This is a genomic window from Nonomuraea insulae (assembly GCF_042656245.1).
This window is the reverse complement of the sequence record NZ_JBHSPA010000023.1, coordinates 461703-477405: the sequence shown is the minus strand read 5'-3', so window position 1 is coordinate 477405 and position 15703 is coordinate 461703. Positions and strand designations below refer to the sequence as shown.

The window sequence follows — 15703 nt, the reverse complement described above, 5'->3', positions numbered from 1 at the left end:
GCGGGGCAAGGCAGCCCGGCAACTGTGCGCCGGCGTCTACTTCGACCGTGACTTCCGCGACTCGGTGATCTGGCGGGTGCTGCTTGATCCCGCGCACCGGGTCGCTCCTTCGTACGGCTTCGACCTGGTTCCCGTGGTCGGGCATGCCAAGCGCGCGCTGATGCTGGAGGTCTGCGAGCGGTTGGGATTTCTGTCCGTGTTCGTCGGGGCGTGGCTGGCCCTTCCCGCTCTGGCTGTCACGGTGGTGTGCATCCTGCTGCTCTGGCTGGCGCTGCGGCGCCTGGCTCGTACGCTCCCCGCGGTCGGGCGGCGGCGGGCGCTGGAGGCCATCGACGACTTCCTGCACCGCACCCGATACCGCCGGCACAAGCGCGGACTGAAGGAACTGCGACGTGAAGTGAAGCTGCTCGCCATGGCCTGCATCGCGCTCCTTGCCGTGCCCTTTCTGGCGGCGGCGCTGCAGCATCGGCCTGTCGAAAACGTGCTTGGCGTGGCCGCCTTGCTCGTCGCCGCGCTGGCCTTGTTCGCTTTCACCGCCGCCGCAAGCCGGCGGCTGAGCGCCAACCGCATGTGGGTGTCCGAGCCGCTGGGAACCGGGCGGCCGAGCCGACGCATGCAACGCATTCGCGAGCAGCAGGCGTCCGAGTACGCGATCTACCGTCGGCCCGTGACGGAGGGCGAGGAAGACGACGAGGGCAAGGACGAGGACGACATTCCACCGCGTCTGATGAGCTACTTCGAAGATCGGCAGGACATCTTCGTCGGAGCGGGAGAACTCGTGCACAAGTGGTTGCCCCCGCTGACCGTCCCCCTGCTTCCGAAGCCGGACACGTCGGAGGGCGCGGACAGGGTGCGCAACTTCGAGCCGGACGAGCTGGTTGACGTCCTGCACAAGGCCGTTGAGGAGGTCGGGGGCGGAGGCGAGCCGACCTCGCTGCCCGGCCTCAGCATCGGGGACCGCATCTACGTTGAGGAGATGGTCCTGTCCAACGACCGGGACCGCCTGCGCCGCCCGCTCGACCCGGAGGAGCGCAGGAAGATCATCAACGCTCCCTACGGCCTCTTCCACCACTTCCTGGAGATCTCCACCTCGCCGACCGGAGAGGTGGTTGTCACAGTGTTCGTCCGCGTCACCATCAAGGCCAGGACGCTCTGTCTTGACTTCGCGGCCTGCGCCCTGACCCGGCTCCCTCGAAACTACGAGATCCTCGATCACTACGGCGAGCGAGGATGGGTATCCGTGGTGCGGGAGGGCCTCAAAGCGGTCCTGCGCCTGCCGGACGAGATCCTCGCCATGAGGCGAATCGCCGGTCTGCCACGACTGTTCCTGGGCTGGCTGCTGGCACGCGTCGACTGGACGGTCCTGCCGCACAGGGGTTCGGCCGTCGGGACGGCGCACCGGGTGCGTGAGGATCGCGCGACCCCGTGGCATGACGCCGAGCACGACCGCGCCGAGATCCTCGGCCTGATGAAGATCATCGAGCAGCGGCTCTTATGGGCGACGGAGAAGTTCCTCGAGGCGCACGGTGTGGACACCTCCAATTTCAAGAGGCAGGCACAGACGATCATCAGCGCGACCGTGCTCAACATGGGCCGGATGGAAATCCGCGACTCGGCCATCGGCCAGAACGCCTCCCGGACCAACCAGTACCGGCCCAATCAGCAACAGGAACCCGACGACCATAAGGATGGTGAACGATCGTGACCCAGCAGCACGTCGACGGCATTCTGAACTACGGCGGCACCATGACCGTGCACGACTCGGCGGTGGGCAGCAACGCCAAGGTGGTACGGGGCGCCGCGGTGCCGCGTGACAGAGCTGCGGAGCGCGCCCAGGTGGGAGTGATCACCATCCTCCCGCTCGAGACCCAGGCTGTGCGGCTCGCCCTTGGCCTGCGCAGTGAACGCGTCGGAGATCTGACGTTCTACCGGGCGGTTGTGAACGGGGTGTCGGTGGCCGCCACCATGGCCCTCGAACAGGGACAACGCTCCGCCATGGCCGCCTACGCCAACCTCGTCGGCGCCTTCGACCCCGAGATCACCGTGCTGGCGGGGATCGGCGGAGGCATTCACGAGTCGGTGGCCATCGGCGACGTGATCCTGGCCACCGAGATGGTCTACTACGACCTGCGCAAGGTCACGCCCACCGGCACCCCTCGCCGTGGCCAGACCCGGCCGGTGCCCGCGGCCGTCGGGCACGCGATCAACGCCTTCCTCACCGACCTCGACCCGCCCCGCCGTCTGACGATCGCGGACCCCGAGGGAACCTCGCGCTCACTGATGGTGCACGCGGGCCCCATCGGGTCAGGAGAAGCGGTCATCGCGGACGAGGACGCCGCCGAGATCGCGTTCTTGGCCTCGTTCAACGACAAGATCCTCGCCGTGGACATGGAGGCGGGCGGGCTCGGGCAGGCCTGCCATGAACGCTCCGCCGCCTCCGGGCGGCAGCACCGATGGATGGTCGTACGCGGCATCTCCGACCGCGCCGACCGGAACAAGTCCGACACACCTCAGCGAGTCGCGGCCTGGCACGCCGCCCAGGTCCTGCGGCTCCTTCTCCCGTACTTCGAGACCAAACGATGAACGACTTCACCCTGGGTGTGGTCAGCTCGATGGCGGCAACAGTGCTCTCCGTCGCGGTGGGATGGGTCCTCTCCGCCCGTGCCCGAGACTGGGCCGTCGCCGCACTCTCTCGATATTCCGGACTGGGGGTGCGCAAGCTGCACCGCCAGCAGCGGCAGGCGGCGGACGATCTGGCCGCCGACCTGGCCAGGGCTCGGTGGGTGGGTGTGCTCACTGGGCGCGGCAACGAGCTCACCCGAGACGCCTTCCTCCCCATCTGGTCCGGTGCGGTACGGCCGCTCGACGCGGTCCGGGTGCTGCTGCCCGACCCCCGGCCGGGCTCTTGGCTGGTCAGGCGAGAGGAGTCACTGCGACGCTTTGACCGAGGGCTGCGCCCGGGCATGCTGCAGGAGCAGGTGCGCAACAACGCCGAGTACGTGCGGGAAGCAGCGCAGCACTTGGACGTCGTCGAACTGCGCTTCTACGACCTGCCGAACCTGTATCGCATCATCCTGACCGACGAGGTCGCCTACATCACCCTGTACGGGGAGACCGAACACGGCCGCAACTCGCCGTGCGTGGTCGCGCGGCCACCGGGGCTGCTCTACGGACTCGCGCTCCGCATCTTCACCAGCACCTGGGAGACCAGCGGCCCCGCTTGCACCAGCGTCCGGAACGTGAATCATGACGGCTGACCGTCTGGGCTCACCGCTTAACAACCTGCCCCGAGAGACCTTTCTTCACGACACGGTCCAGATGTGGCCGTGACGCGAATGCCTTATAACGCCAGGGTGGGGTGTGGCCTCTGAACTTTCCGCCGGAGACCCACCCACGGGGAACGGCGGGCTCGGATCGGCTCTCCATCCAGGTCGCGCGCGAGGCGGCCACCGCCGTGCGCCGCGCCGAGCGCCATGCCACCGCCGGACGCTCTCCTGCGTGCTGCCGGCGGGCCGTTGGTGCCTTGAGTTCCAAGGCACCAACGCGCACAAAAGTCATATACGGGACAGCGGCTCAGCCTTCCGCCGCGACCTGTTCGATCATGTGAGCTTGTACGGCGGCCAGCACGGCGGCGGCGAAGGGCAGGGAGTGATGCGTGGCTCCCCAGCCAATGCCGAACACCACGGAGGCGGGATCGTTGTTGGGGTTGGAGAGGCGCTGGTGCCCACGGATGCGCAGCCGCAACGACCCGCGAGCGTCCTCCAGCGCATGCCACTCGACGCCCTCGATCTCGGTGATCGGGTAACGCCGGTCACCTGCCGTGTACTTGGCCGGGGAAGCTGTGGACGACAACCAGGTGAAGGTGACAGCCTGCCCGTCGAAGGCGGCCTCACCGTCCCATGCCTTGAAACTACGCGGCACCGAAGGACCGGCGATCAGGAACCGCTCAGCCGGGCCGCGCTCGGACAGGGCCGCGCGCATCTCGTCGGCATACTGGTGGGCCAGCGTCTCCGTGGCGGCGGGCAGCACCAGCCGGTACGGATCGAGCGACTCCTGGAGCTGCCCCGTTGCCGCGGACATGACCGGATCGGCTCCCTCCCGGGGAACCACCCGCAACACCATCCTGCCGCGTGCACCAGGCTCCAGCATGACATCGGCCAGCGCGTCGTACGGCACGAACCGCTCACCGAGCTCCATGCTCAGTTTCGACGCCTTACCCGGCTCAGGCGTAATGCGCAGCCCCCCGTCCTCGAACTCCCACGCGCAACCTCGCCCCTTCAGTACGTCACCCATGCAAGCAAGGATAGGTGCCCGAACCCTGGCGGCTGCGCAGACGGGCGGCCATCGCGACGAGCCGGGTGGGCCCGCGCACGTCGCCGACCGCCACGTTCGGCGACATCTTCACATCCGCCGAGCCCTCAGGGCTCGCTTGAGCCGAGGTGCGGGGAAAGCCCGCCTGCCCTCCGTCCCAGCCCTTGCTTCACCTTATCGATATTCGATAGATTCTCATCGTAACTCGATGGAAGGATGGGCCATGGGAAAACTGACAGTGCGTGCGCTGCGCGCCGTGCTCGTGGTGGTGCTCGCCGGCACCGTGTTCGTACAGGCATCGATGGTGTGGGTGCTGGTCAGCGGGAGCGATCCGGAGGACGGGTCGCTCCCGCTGACCTCGCTGCGCGTGATCACGATCCTGGGCATGGTGTCGGTCCAGGCCGCTCTGGTCTGCGTATGGCGGCTGGTGGCGATGGTGCGACGCGGAACCGTGTTCTCCGACGCCGCCTTCCGGTACGTGGACGTCGTGATCGGCGCGATCGTGGCGGCTGCCCTCCTGTGGTTCGGGGTCACGGCCCTCAATGCGCCGGGCCAGCGGGCCGACCCGGGCGTCACCCTCATCATGGGCGGGATCGGCGTGGCCATCCTGGGGGTCGCGCTCATCGTGCTCGTGCTGCGGATGCTGCTCGCCCAGGCCGTCGCGCGCGACGTCGAAGCGGCGCAGATGCGGGCCGAGCTGGATGAGATGATCTGATGCCGATTGTCGTCGACATCGACGTGATGTTGGCCAGGCGGAAGATGTCCGTGGGCGAGCTCGCGGACCGCGTAGGGATCACGCCCGCCAACCTGGCGGTGCTCAAGAACGGCCGCGCCAAGGCGGTGCGCTTCACGACCCTCGCCGCGCTCTGCGAGGTGCTCAAGTGCCAGCCGGGCGACCTGCTGCGCTGGGAGGCTGAGGACGCCGCGGGCGGATGGCATGCCCCAGGGCGGGAGTGAGAATGAGCTCCCACTGTCCCTCCGCGCCGTTCAGCGGTCTCTCTGTTCAACGCCGACGCCCGGCGGAAGGTGATCTGGCGCTGGACGGCGCCGCACCCACCTGGCCCTGGAAGTCCAGACGGTGTCCCGTACCCGGGCCGTCGTCCACGGGCGAAGGCGTCAAGCCGGCGACGTCAACCACGGTGTTGATCCACTCCTCTGACGGTAGATCGGCCGGATCGACACTGTCGGCTCCCGCAAGAGGGTGACCAACGGGAAGGACGACCATGATCGGGTCGTCCATGAGGTGCTTTTGCAAGATCCCGTCCGGCGCCGACTCGGGAGCGTGTTCGTAGTCGACGGTGATGGCCAGGTCGAGCTCACCCCGGAACAACAGCGCATACGCCTCGTGCTGCTCGAGCTCGTGCAGCGTGATGTGGACCGCCGGGTGGGACGAACGCAGGCGCGCGAGCGCGGGAGGAGCGACGGAGGCCGCCGCCGAGATGAACGCGCCAAGCCGCACCTCGCCGAGGGTGCCCTCCGCGAGCGCCGCGAGCTCGGTGGCGGCGCGACTCATCGAGGCGCTGATCGTGGCCTCGGTCTCGAGAAGGACCTTCCCGGCCTTGGTCGCACGGACGGGACGCCGGACCACGACTCGCGCGCCGATCCGTCGTTCCAGTTCCGCGACCTGCTGCGAGATCGCGGGCTGGGTGTAGCCGAGCTCCTGCACCGCTGCGGCGAACGAGCCGAGCCGCACCACGGCCTCGAGAGTCTGCAGATGGCGCGGGTCGAAACGCCACCGGGAGGCCTCGTGCGGCGTACGGGATCAACCTCTTCATGAAACGCGAGGACCTGGCAGGCCCCGGTGCGATCAGTGGGAGCAAGACGCGTCTGGCCGAGTTCATCCTGGGCCAGGCCCTCAAAGATGGGGTAACGCACCTGATCACCCAGGGCGCGTATCTGACCAACTCGGGTTTGCAGTTCGCTGCCGCCTGCCTGAGCGCACGGATCACGCCGATCCTGGTCCTGACGCGCAACGTGCCCCGTCACGGTGAGCTCGGCGAGTCCCGCGGCAACTACCTGCTCAACAAGACGATGGGCGTGGAGACCCACGTCATCAACGTCAGCGGCGAGGTCTGGAAGGTTCCGCGGGACGCCGCGCGCATCACCGACGCCATCGCCGGCCGCAAGGCCGAACTCGAGGCGCGGGGCCACAAGGTCGCCCGCTCTCACCTTCCAGGTCCTCGTCCGTCGGCTGGCCGGTCCGCCGCGCGGATGCGGTTCGCGGCCTCGTTGCGCAGTCGTACTGTCGTCCCGAAGTCACCCAGGTCCGCGCTCGAACTCCACATCCGAGATCATTCCGCCGTCTTCTCGCCCGGACCTACGTGTGCGGAATCGTCTACGGGACTTCCCGGCCCGGTTACTCCGTCACCGACTCCATCGCCTCCGCCTGTTGGTGGCGGCAGCTCCCGCACCGAGATCGAGCTGGTTCTCGTCATAGAGCTGCGACTGCGGCGCCGACCGCTGAATCTGCTCCCACGTACGCGATGCCTTCACCCACAGGACGAGGTCGGTGACGCTGTGCGCCACCCCCAGAGCGGCGCCGAGCAGCATCACTGGAAGAGCCTCCGCCAGCCGGAGGTCGAGCACGCCGATCACCGCCGCGAGAGTTGCCAGCAGACCCGCGTACACGAAACGCCGTACAGAACGCTGCCGCGCCGCCGCGGGCCCGGCCTCCCGCACCCATCTGCCGAGCAGGCGGCCGGTCCGCACCCGGTACAGGTCAAAGGAGGCCATGGCAAGCCCGAAAGCTCCGAGCCCCCATGCGACAACGGACATCACGGCTTCTCCCTGCGGGCGCGGACTCGGGATGCCAGTGTGTCCCGGATGCTGTCAGCTGATCAAGGGCCGCTCGACCGTAGTCGATGGGCCTCACGCAAACGCACTTTCCTCTCCACTCGTCTCGCCGCGCGATCACAGGCGACCTGGCACCACAGTGGGTTATGGGACGGAAACCCCCGCGGCGCGACCGCCCGAACGCGCCCCACACACGCGGGCCCCGGCACCAAGGGGGCAGGCAGGTCGTAGCCGAGCTCCCCGTTGAGCACCTGGCGCGTGTACGGCGGCACGCGCACGGCCAGCACATCGACCACCGCGCCACCGGCCCGCGCCGCCGGGTCGGGCGTCGGTGAGCGGGAGGGTTTCGACATCGAGATCATCCACTCCATGCTCGTCGCCACGGCCGTCTTCCGCGAGTCGCGACTCGCTTATAAGAGCGCCCTGGGTCAGGCGGCCCACGCCTCCTTGCCAGTGGTGACCGGGCCGCCGGTTCTCACCGACTGACCGATGGCGAGGCTGATCAGGTGGTCCTGGCAGGCGTCGGCGAGCGGGTAGGGCGGCGGGCCCTCCTGGCGGGCCCAGGCGCCCATGCGTTCGAGGATGTCCGCCACCGCGATGTCGTCGTCGGACAGGGACGCGCCCGCGAACGGATTGCGGTAGACCACCCGCCCGTCGAAGCTGATGTGCTTGAGGTCGCGCAGCTCCAGGTTGAGGTCGACGCCGGTGTCCCGCCTGATCAGCAGCGACTCCACCGGCGTCGTCGGGTCGGCCAGCCGCACCACCCGGTCGTCGACCAGCTCGCCGATCGAGCCGCGCACCACGACCCGCCGCATCCTGAGGGGGTTCCACCACTGGTTGTCGGTGAAGTCGTACAGGCCCATCCGGCCGCCGAAGTCGAGGGTGGCGATGGTCGTGGTCAGCCGTCGCGGCGTGTCGTCGCCGGTCCACCCGTCGAACCCCAGAGGGTCGGCGAGCGGCGCCTCGAACGCGCCCGCGCGTACCTCGGCCGCGTCGAACCCGATGCCCAGCAGGCCGCGGATCAGCGACACCGCGTGGTACAGGTGGGTGGAGGAGACCTGGACCGAGGTCGGCTCGCCGATCACGCCCTCCCGCATGAGCGTCAGCCGGGCCGCGTGCCCCGGCATCAGCAGGTACTGCTCCGCCACCTGGACCAGACCGGTGCCGCCCACGTCCCGCCACAACGAGCGAAGCCCGGCCAGGTCGGGCGCGGGCGGCGTCTCGGCCAGGACCGGAATCCGGTGCCCGGCCACTTCGCGGATCGCGTCCGGCATCGCCTCCCACGGCACCGCCGTGGCGACGTAGTCGGGCCGCTCGTGCCGGAGCAGCTCGTCAAGCGAGGCGAAGGCCGGTACGCCCCACTGATCGGTGACCTCCCTGCCTCGATCCGCGCTGCGGGTCACGATGCCGCTGACCCGCAGCCGATCCGGCATCATCGCAGCCAGCCGCAGGAAGAACCGCGTCCGCTTCCCACTGCCGATCGCACCCAACGTCGTGGTCATGAATACCGGACCTCCTCGGGAGTCAGGGCCCTGATGCGCCAATGGTCCTTTATATCCGCTCGGCGTAGCAGGAACTCAGGCCTTGTGCGCGACGCCTGCGGTCTTGTAAGCCTGCAAGCTTCTTGAGAAGCCAGCAGAATAAATCGTTGGATTCTTCGCCACCAGTCCCCGGAACCCCCAGCGACCCGTTCAGTGAGAGAAGGGGGCGTGGGAGCCTGGACACATGGCGATCGAGTGGTCCCGGCAGGAGGTCCTCGCAGCGGTCAGGACATGCCTGTCGCGTACAGGCACCGTGACGGAGGGCTACTCCGCCGTCGATGTCAGACCGGAGCCCGACGGGATGATGGTGATCTTTCGCTGGCGGCGGGACCCGAACCTCTACGCCATCGCAGTCGAGTATCCGACGGCGCCACGGAGTCCGTGGACCGGCCTGCCGGTGCACTCGGCCTACGAATGGGCCGCGGACGTCGCGGGCCGGCTCGCGGAGGAGCTCGCGACCGGGCTGGTCCGCCGCGGCCGCCGGACGATCCACAGCGGGTACGTCCTGCTGGACCCCCGCGATGCACCCGACGTCTGCCCCACCGGCTACTTCATCGGTTCGGTTCCCTCGCATCCGACGGAGGCCGGCTCCTGGCTGGCCGAGGCGGGGCTGGACGTGATCGTCCCCAGACAGCTGATCGCCCGCGGCAGACTCGCCTGCTGGCTGCAGGCTTACGTTGACAACGAGCGCGGCAGGCCCTTCGTCGGTCATGCGGCCGCGTCCTGGGAGAACGAGCGGCGCACCACCGTCCGGCTCGACCTGGTGCACATCCTGCCCGGCGTTCCACCGGAGGTAGGCGACGCGCTGGTACGTCTCGCGGTCGGCGAGGCGGCCGAAGCCGGGGCCCGGCGCGTGGTCACCGAGATCGACGATGTCGCCCTTGCCGGGCTGGGGTTCCGGCCCGCCCCCGGCGGCAGCCTCGTCCTGCACACCGAGATCCAGCGGCCGGCTCAGAGCGAGTGACCACTATGCATTGCCCGCAACCGTAACCGCCGCCGCTGCGGGAACCGGCACGGTGGGAGATCCTTGACGACCGTGCCATCACCCCATGGCTGGTTCAATATCCACTCATGCAGAGCCACGATGTGCGGATCGACGGCGATCTGGTGCGCAAACGCTTCATCGACGGCAAGCCTGGCGGCGCCGAGCGGGAATGGCGGGCGCTGCGGCTGCTGGCGGAGCACGCGCCTGGGCTCGCGCCCGCACCCGTGGAGTACGGGACCGATCTGGTGGTGATGCCGCGCATCGAGGGCACGCCGCTCTTCCTGCTGCCTGCCGTACCGGAGAAAGAACTGGTGGAGGCGGTGGACCGGCTGCATGGCGCCGTGCCCCGGCAGGTACTCGACCGGATACCGCAGCGGTTGTGGCCGGTGGAGCGGCTCAGGGATCAATTGCTCGCGTGGGCCGGGCGGTGGCAACCGAAGAACGAGCTCGCAGATCAAGCCGTCAGAGAGGGCGTGCGGTGGGAGCCCGGCGAGCGTGGGGTTCGGCCGGTGTTCGGGGCCAGTGATGGCAATACGGCGAACTTCCTGTGGGACGGTGTGCGCGTCAGGATTGTCGATTTCGAGGAGTCGGGGCGCAGCGACCGGGCGACCGAAGTCGCGGAGATGGCCGAGCACGTGTCGAGCTGGGTGCATGGGGAGAGCGGGGTGTGTTTCGAACTCGACCTCGCTGAGGAGCGCAGGCTGTAGACGTAGGGATCGGGATCGCACAGCGGCGAGAGATTCTCGCCCGGGAGCGTGGGTCAGGTCTTCCTGGCGGTCAGTCGCGCCGCGGCGGGCAGCGCCGGGCGGAGGAAGTCACGATCAATGCGATCCAGTGGAGCCCTCACCGCCCACGTGGGAGGCCGTCCATGGCGCGGCGGTGCGTGAGGGGTGGCAACGGGCTCGTTCCCCGTTCGAGATCTGACCGCGATGCAGGGGGGATCGTGCTTCCCGTACCTTACCGATCATGATACGCGTCGCCTGCTCGGAACAGCTCCATGTGCTGGAAGCCGACGAGTTCGTGGTGAGGACTTCCGGGGATTGGGCTCTGAAGGCAGCCCATGCGACCGCGTGCGACGCGGATGCGCAGCGTTGGCTGGGCTGGCAGCCCGAGGTGGTGCGGAGCTACGAGCCATTGCGGAACGACCTTCTCAACCGTGTGCTGGACGACGGGCCAGAACCCGCCGACCCTCATCACTTTGCGCTCGTCGGCAAGCGCGACCGACGAATCATGGGTTTCGTGGTGCTCGCGCGGCAAGGCGGCCGGTTCGAAATGGGCGGGTGCTTGGCGCCGCAATACCGGGGACAGGGGCTGGGAGCACAGCTGTTCACGTTCGGCGCCATCCTGGCGCACGAGCACCTGGGACTGTCGGACATTTACGCGGGCGCCGAGGTCGGCAACATCGCCTGCCGGGGATCCCTGCTCAAGGCCGGGTTCACGCCGGCGAACGGTCCTGCTCAGCACACCCTGCCCGATGGGCGGGTGATCAGCAGCCTATGGTTCAAGAGCACCGTGGCGCGCGGTTTCGTGTGCGGGCCCGGGCGGTGCAGGCCGCGGTGGTGGCCTGCGCGGTAAGGCCCGGTAGCGCTTGCCGAAGGCACAGGGTGCGCGGCAGGTCAGGCCGTCGCCATCGGGAGTTCGCGCACCTCCGCCCTCCCGTCGGGGTACCCGAACACCACCTCGTCGCCGATCCCCACGAAGAGGCCGTTCTCGACGACGCCGGGAATCCGGTTCAGCTCGACCGTCAGCTCGCCCGCCCGGTCGATGCGGCCCAGGTGCACGTCGATGATGTAGTTCCCGTTGTCGGTGACCAGCCGGGCCCCGTCCCGCATCCGCGGCGTCGTCCGGACCTCCGCGTGCCCGAAGTCACCGAGCAGGGCGCGAACCGCCCGCGTGGTGCTCTCGTGGCCGAACCGGACGACCTCGACGGGCAGCGGGAACGCGCCGAGCCGGGCGACGAGTTTGGAGTTGTCCGCGACGACGACCATCTTCCTGGACGCCGTCGCGACGATCTTCTCCCACAGCAGGCAGGCGCCGCCTCCCTTGATCATGCTCCCGTCCGGGTCGATCTCGTCGGGCCCGTCGACGCAGACGTCCAGCTCGGTGACGTCGTCGAGGTCGACCAGGGGGATCCCGAGATCGAGTGCGAGGTCGCGAGTCGCGGTGGAGGTCGGCACGCCGACGATGTCCAGGCCCTGCTTGACCTTTTCCCCGAGCGCGCGGACGAAGAAGTGCGAGGTGGTGCCGGAGCCGAGACCCAGCCGCATCCCGTCGCGGCAGTAGGTCTCGGCGGCATGGCGGCCCGCGGCGATCTTCGCGCGGTCCTGGGGGGTCAGGTCGGTCATCGCTGTACCTCTGTCACTGTGCTGTCCGGTGTGCTGGTGCCTGGGAACGTTGTCGTACTGTCCTGGGGAGGTGTGCCGGCGGTGAGCTCTGCCAGGTCCATGAAACGGCGCACGCGGAGACCGTCCGACTCGATCTCGGCCCAGTCCACCACCCGGCAGTGGATGCCGGCCCGCCGGGCGCATTCGACGTCGATCGGCGAGTCGCCGACGAACAAGGTCTGCTCAGGCCCCAGCCCGAGCAGCCGGACGGTGGCGAGCAGGTGCTCCGGATCGGGCTTGCGTACCGGAAGGTGGTCGCCGCCGACCACGGCCGTGAAGAACGGCAGCACGTCGAGCGCCTCCAGGACCTGGAGCGCGAGCCGCTGGCCCTTGTTCGTGCACACCCCGAGCCGGAGGCCGCGCTCGCGGAAGTGTTCGAGCGCCTGCCGGGCGTCCGCGAAGAGTGCCGAGTCCCTGACCGGCTCCCGCTGGTAAAGCTCCAGGTAGCGGGCGGTGTCACGGGTGAGCTCCGCGTCGCCTGACGGGAGGCCGACGATCTGGTGGATGCTCGCGACCAGGTTGCGAGCCCCCTCCCCGAGCAGCGGCGCGACCTGGCTCGGTTCGAGCGGCTCCTTCCGGCGTTCGCTCAGCATCGCGTTGATCGCCCTGGTGATGTCGACGCTCGAGTCGACGAGCGTGCCGTCCAGGTCGAAGACGATGCCGCGGATTCCGTTGGGGTCGTGCTGGCTGATCATTTCTCCTCATGCTTCTGCCGCTGCCGCGCGAACAGCGGATCAAGGTGGTCGAACAGCGAGCAAAAGTCCTGATAGACGTCCTGGTAGACGGCCGAGGTCTCCGCGCGCGGCCGAACCGTCGTCGCCGTCCCGATGACGCCGGTGGCGTCGTGGAGCGTTTTCCACCGCCCGGTGCCGATTCCGGCGAGCAGCGCCGCCCCGAGCGCGCCACCCTGTTCACCACCGGCCACGGTGCTGACGGGGGAGTTGAGGATGTCGGCGAGTAGCCGTAGCCACTGCCGTTCCCCGGTGGCGCCACCGGAGACCCGGATCTCGTCCATGCCGAGATCGGCGGCGGCGCACAGGTCGACGATCTGCCGCATGTTGAACAGCACGCCCTCCATGACGCTGCGCACGAGTTCGGCGGCGCCGTGCTGGGGCGTCAGACCGATCCAGGCGCCGCGGGCGTCCGGGGCCACGTGCGGGCAGCGCTCGCCGAGCAGGTAGGGGAGGAACAGCAGCCCACGGGCGCCGGGCGGAGCGGCCTCGGCCAGCTCGACCAGCCGTGCGTACGAGAGCTCGCTGTCGCCCGCCAGCGGCGCCAGCGCGCCGCGCAGCCAGTGGAAGGCGCCGCCGGTGTTGAGCGCCACCCCCATGACGTGCCAACGGTCCGCGGCGTTGCCGCAGGAGATCTGCAGCAGCCCGCCCCGGTTGTCCGGGCACTGGTCCGTGGCGCCGGCCACGATGCCGGCGGTGCCCAGGGTGATGCCCAGCCGGCTCCCGCCGGTCACTCCCATGGCGGTGGTCTGCAGGACGGCGTCGCCGCCACCACCGACGACCGGCAGGCCCGCGGGCACCCCCCAGTCCTTGGCCACCTCGGGCAGCAGGGCGCCGGTGACCTCGTGCGACTCGACGACCCGCGGGAAGAGCCGCTCCGGCAGGTCGATGGCCGCGATCAGGCCGGCCGACCAGACCCGCCGGCGCACGTCGAACAGTCCCGTTCCCGACGCGTCCGAGACGTCGGTGGCGTGGTCACCGGTCATCCGCAGCCGCAGGAAGTCCTTCGGGTTGAGGAACCGGTGCATCCGCCGGAACGACTCGGGCTCGTGATCACGCAGCCAGAGGATCTTCCCGGCGGTGAAGCCCGGCAGCATCTGGTTGTTGGTCAGGCCGAGCAGCGCCTCGGGCCCGCCGACCGTCTCCACGATCGCACGGCACTGCCGCTCGTTGCGCTGGTCGTTCCAGAGGATGGCGGGCCGGACGACGGCGTCGGCCCGGTCCAGCGCGGTCAGCCCGTGCATCTGCCCGCACAGGCCGATGCCGCGTACCTCGCCGGGGTCAGGAAGCCGCGCGGTGACCTCCCGTACGGACACGCAGGTGGCCTGCCACCAGTCCGCTGGATCCTGCTCGGACCAGCCGGGACGCTGGGTGTAGCGGGGGTACTCGGTCAGCGAGGTGGCGACGACGTGGGCCCGGTCGTCGATGGCGATCACCTTGCACCCCGAGGTGCCGATGTCGATGCCCAGCCAGTAGTCAGTCATGGCCGTCTCCGTGCCGGATCCGCAGATGCTTGAGCTGCAGATATCCATCGAGTCCCGCGCGGCCGTGCTCGTAGCCGTATCCGCTGCCCTTCCGGCCGCCATAGGGCGCGTTCATGATGCCGGCGTCCACGTTGTTCACCGCGACGTTGCCGAAGTCGAGCTCCCTGCCGAGGCGGAACGTCTCGGCCAGGTCGTTGCTGTAGACGTACGCCGCCAGGCCGGCCGGCGTGCTGTTGGCCGCGCCGATCGCGTCGGCGAGGTCGCGGAAGGGCGTCACGCCCAGCAGCGGACCGAACGTCTCCTCGTGCATCACCAGCATGTCCTGCTTGGTGTCGGCCAGCACCGTCGGCTCGAAGAAGTAGCCGGGCGCGAGTTTCTCCAGGCGCCCGCCGCCGGTGACGACCCGGGCACCCTGTTGCCGGGCGTCGTCCACGTGGCGGTCGCAGCGCTCGAGGATCTCCAGGTTGGTGACGGGCCCCATGTCGGCGTCCGGCTGTTTCATCCCGTCGCCGACCACGAGGGCGGCGATCCGTTCCCTGAGCCGGTCGAGGTAGGCCGGGTACAGGTCCTCGTGCACGTACGCCCGGTTGATCGCGATGCAGATCTGCCCGGCGTTGCGGAAGCTCCGGCGTACGGTACCGGTGACGGCGGCGTCCAGGTCGGCGTGCGCGGTCACGATGAGCGGGCAACTGCCTCCCAGCTCCATCGACATCGGGACCACTCCGGAACTGGACCGCGTGATCGCGGCCCCGGTGGCGGCCGAGCCGGTGAAGGCGATCTTGTTGACGAGCTCGTGCGACGCGAGTGCCCGCCCGGGAGTCCCCGCGCCGAGCACCAGGTTGGCCACTCCGGGAGGCAGGCCCACCTCGTCGAGGCAGCGGAAGACCTCGACCGCCGAGGACGGCGAGTACTCGGAGGGCTTGACGACGATCGTGCACCCGGCGCCGAGGGCCGCCGCGAGCTTCCAGCCGACGAGTTCGACCGGGTAGTTCCACGGGGTGATCGCGGCCACCACGCCGACCGGTTCGCGCTGGACGATGCTGGTGAACCCGTCCTCCGCGTTGGGCACGACCGAGCCGAAGGTCCTGGTCGTCTCCTCGGCGTAGAAGTGGAACGCCTGGGCCAGCTTGCGTACCTCACCGCGGGCCTCGTTCAGGGGCTTGCCCATCTCGACGGTGATCTCCGTGGCGATGGCGTCGACGGCCGCCGCCACCCGATCGCCGATGAGGTGCAGCAGCCCGGCCCGTTTGAAGGGATTCGTCCGGCGCCAGGTGCGCCAGGCCTCGGCCGCCGCCCGTACCGCCTGGTCGACCTGCGCTTCCGAGGTCTCAGGGATGACGGTGACCGGGTCACCGGTGGCGGGATTCACCACCGTGTACGTCGACGTGGTGTCGGCGGCGACCCAGCCTCCGTCGAAGTAGTTGTCCTGTCTCCGCAAGCTGGTCATTGTGCTCTCCTGATCGCTTTCTGCCGG

General features: G+C 69.1%; 18 protein-coding genes. 10 read left to right on the top strand and 8 right to left on the bottom strand.

Going from position 1 to position 15703, the window contains the following annotated elements; all coding sequences use genetic code 11:
• Positions 1–133 precede the first annotated feature (133 nt).
• The 3 genes from ACFPZ3_RS19905 to ACFPZ3_RS19895 are packed head-to-tail and all read left to right on the top strand — an operon-like array spanning position 134 to position 3257.
• On the top strand, positions 134–1705 hold the full coding sequence (locus ACFPZ3_RS19905) for a hypothetical protein (RefSeq protein ID WP_379515643.1): 1572 nt from the start codon (positions 134–136) through the stop codon (positions 1703–1705).
• Positions 1702–2583, top strand: a complete 882-nt coding sequence (locus ACFPZ3_RS19900) for a 5'-methylthioadenosine/S-adenosylhomocysteine nucleosidase family protein (RefSeq protein ID WP_379515642.1) — start codon at positions 1702–1704, stop codon at positions 2581–2583. Before ACFPZ3_RS19905 ends, ACFPZ3_RS19900 begins: the two co-directional genes overlap by 4 nt.
• Positions 2580–3257: a hypothetical protein gene (locus ACFPZ3_RS19895; protein ID WP_379515641.1), complete on the top strand. Its 678-nt coding sequence runs from the start codon at positions 2580–2582 to the stop codon at positions 3255–3257. Before ACFPZ3_RS19900 ends, ACFPZ3_RS19895 begins: the two co-directional genes overlap by 4 nt.
• 316 nt (positions 3258–3573) lie before the next feature.
• Here ACFPZ3_RS19895 and ACFPZ3_RS19890 read toward each other — a convergent pair whose 3' ends face one another.
• Positions 3574–4293, bottom strand: a complete 720-nt coding sequence (locus ACFPZ3_RS19890; protein ID WP_379515640.1) for a DUF4429 domain-containing protein — start codon at positions 4291–4293, stop codon at positions 3574–3576.
• A gap of 14 nt (positions 4294–4307) precedes the next feature.
• Here ACFPZ3_RS19890 and ACFPZ3_RS19885 point away from each other — a divergent pair, with 14 nt between their 5' ends.
• The 3 genes from ACFPZ3_RS19885 to ACFPZ3_RS19875 all read left to right on the top strand — a co-directional run bounded on the left by ACFPZ3_RS19885 (position 4308) and on the right by ACFPZ3_RS19875 (position 5268).
• Positions 4308–4433, top strand: coding sequence for a hypothetical protein (locus tag ACFPZ3_RS19885; protein WP_379515639.1), 126 nt, complete (start codon positions 4308–4310; stop codon positions 4431–4433).
• 101 nt (positions 4434–4534) lie between these two features.
• Positions 4535–5026 (top strand): DUF2975 domain-containing protein, encoded by a 492-nt coding sequence (locus tag ACFPZ3_RS19880; RefSeq protein ID WP_379515638.1) that lies wholly within the window; start codon positions 4535–4537, stop codon positions 5024–5026.
• A complete protein-coding gene (locus ACFPZ3_RS19875; protein WP_379515637.1) occupies positions 5026–5268 on the top strand; it encodes a helix-turn-helix domain-containing protein in 243 nt (80 codons plus the stop codon). Before ACFPZ3_RS19880 ends, ACFPZ3_RS19875 begins: the two co-directional genes overlap by 1 nt.
• Positions 5269–5314: 46 nt before the next feature.
• Here ACFPZ3_RS19875 and ACFPZ3_RS19870 read toward each other — a convergent pair whose 3' ends face one another.
• Together ACFPZ3_RS19870 and ACFPZ3_RS19865 are read right to left on the bottom strand one after the other, a co-directional pair.
• On the bottom strand, positions 5315–6025 hold the full coding sequence (locus ACFPZ3_RS19870; protein ID WP_379515747.1) for a LysR family transcriptional regulator: 711 nt from the start codon (positions 6023–6025) through the stop codon (positions 5315–5317).
• A gap of 650 nt (positions 6026–6675) precedes the next feature.
• Positions 6676–7086, bottom strand: a complete 411-nt coding sequence (locus ACFPZ3_RS19865) for a hypothetical protein (protein ID WP_379515636.1) — start codon at positions 7084–7086, stop codon at positions 6676–6678.
• Between the two features lie 261 nt (positions 7087–7347).
• Here ACFPZ3_RS19865 and ACFPZ3_RS19860 point away from each other — a divergent pair, with 261 nt between their 5' ends.
• Complete coding sequence (locus ACFPZ3_RS19860) at positions 7348–7590, top strand: hypothetical protein (RefSeq protein ID WP_379515635.1); 243 nt, start codon at positions 7348–7350, stop codon at positions 7588–7590.
• On the opposite strand, the gene ACFPZ3_RS19855 is transcribed toward ACFPZ3_RS19860, so the two are convergent.
• The gene (locus ACFPZ3_RS19855) at positions 7533–8606 is read right to left on the bottom strand and encodes a Gfo/Idh/MocA family protein (RefSeq protein WP_379515634.1); all 1074 of its coding nucleotides are present in this window, start codon (positions 8604–8606) and stop codon (positions 7533–7535) included. The genes ACFPZ3_RS19860 and ACFPZ3_RS19855 overlap by 58 nt on opposite strands.
• A 223-nt stretch (positions 8607–8829) precedes the next feature.
• Here ACFPZ3_RS19855 and ACFPZ3_RS19850 point away from each other — a divergent pair, with 223 nt between their 5' ends.
• The 3 genes from ACFPZ3_RS19850 (at position 8830) to ACFPZ3_RS19840 (ending at position 11205) form a co-directional block, all read left to right on the top strand.
• Positions 8830–9609, top strand: a complete 780-nt coding sequence (locus ACFPZ3_RS19850) for a hypothetical protein (protein WP_379515633.1) — start codon at positions 8830–8832, stop codon at positions 9607–9609.
• Positions 9610–9716: 107 nt separating this feature from the next.
• The gene (locus ACFPZ3_RS19845) at positions 9717–10337 is read left to right on the top strand and encodes a phosphotransferase family protein (RefSeq protein WP_379515632.1); all 621 of its coding nucleotides are present in this window, start codon (positions 9717–9719) and stop codon (positions 10335–10337) included.
• A 259-nt stretch (positions 10338–10596) separates the two neighbouring features.
• Positions 10597–11205 carry a GNAT family N-acetyltransferase gene (locus tag ACFPZ3_RS19840; protein WP_379515631.1) on the top strand — a complete coding sequence of 203 codons (609 nt, stop codon included), beginning with the start codon at positions 10597–10599 and terminating at the stop codon, positions 11203–11205.
• A 41-nt stretch (positions 11206–11246) separates the two neighbouring features.
• Here the strand turns inward: ACFPZ3_RS19840 and rpiA are convergent, their stop codons facing one another.
• From rpiA to ACFPZ3_RS19820, 4 genes are read right to left on the bottom strand one after another with little or no spacing between them, the layout of a single operon-like run.
• The gene (gene rpiA / locus ACFPZ3_RS19835; RefSeq protein ID WP_379515630.1) at positions 11247–11975 is read right to left on the bottom strand and encodes a ribose-5-phosphate isomerase RpiA; all 729 of its coding nucleotides are present in this window, start codon (positions 11973–11975) and stop codon (positions 11247–11249) included.
• A complete protein-coding gene (locus ACFPZ3_RS19830) occupies positions 11972–12709 on the bottom strand; it encodes an HAD-IA family hydrolase (RefSeq protein ID WP_379515629.1) in 738 nt (245 codons plus the stop codon). The genes rpiA and ACFPZ3_RS19830 overlap by 4 nt, the downstream gene beginning before the upstream one ends.
• Positions 12706–14229 (bottom strand): xylulokinase, encoded by a 1524-nt coding sequence (gene xylB / locus ACFPZ3_RS19825; protein WP_379515628.1) that lies wholly within the window; start codon positions 14227–14229, stop codon positions 12706–12708. Before xylB ends, ACFPZ3_RS19830 begins: the two co-directional genes overlap by 4 nt.
• Entirely contained in the window at positions 14222–15676 is a 1455-nt protein-coding gene (locus ACFPZ3_RS19820) for an aldehyde dehydrogenase family protein (protein ID WP_379515627.1), read from the bottom strand. Before ACFPZ3_RS19820 ends, xylB begins: the two co-directional genes overlap by 8 nt.
• Positions 15677–15703: the final 27 nt, after the last annotated feature.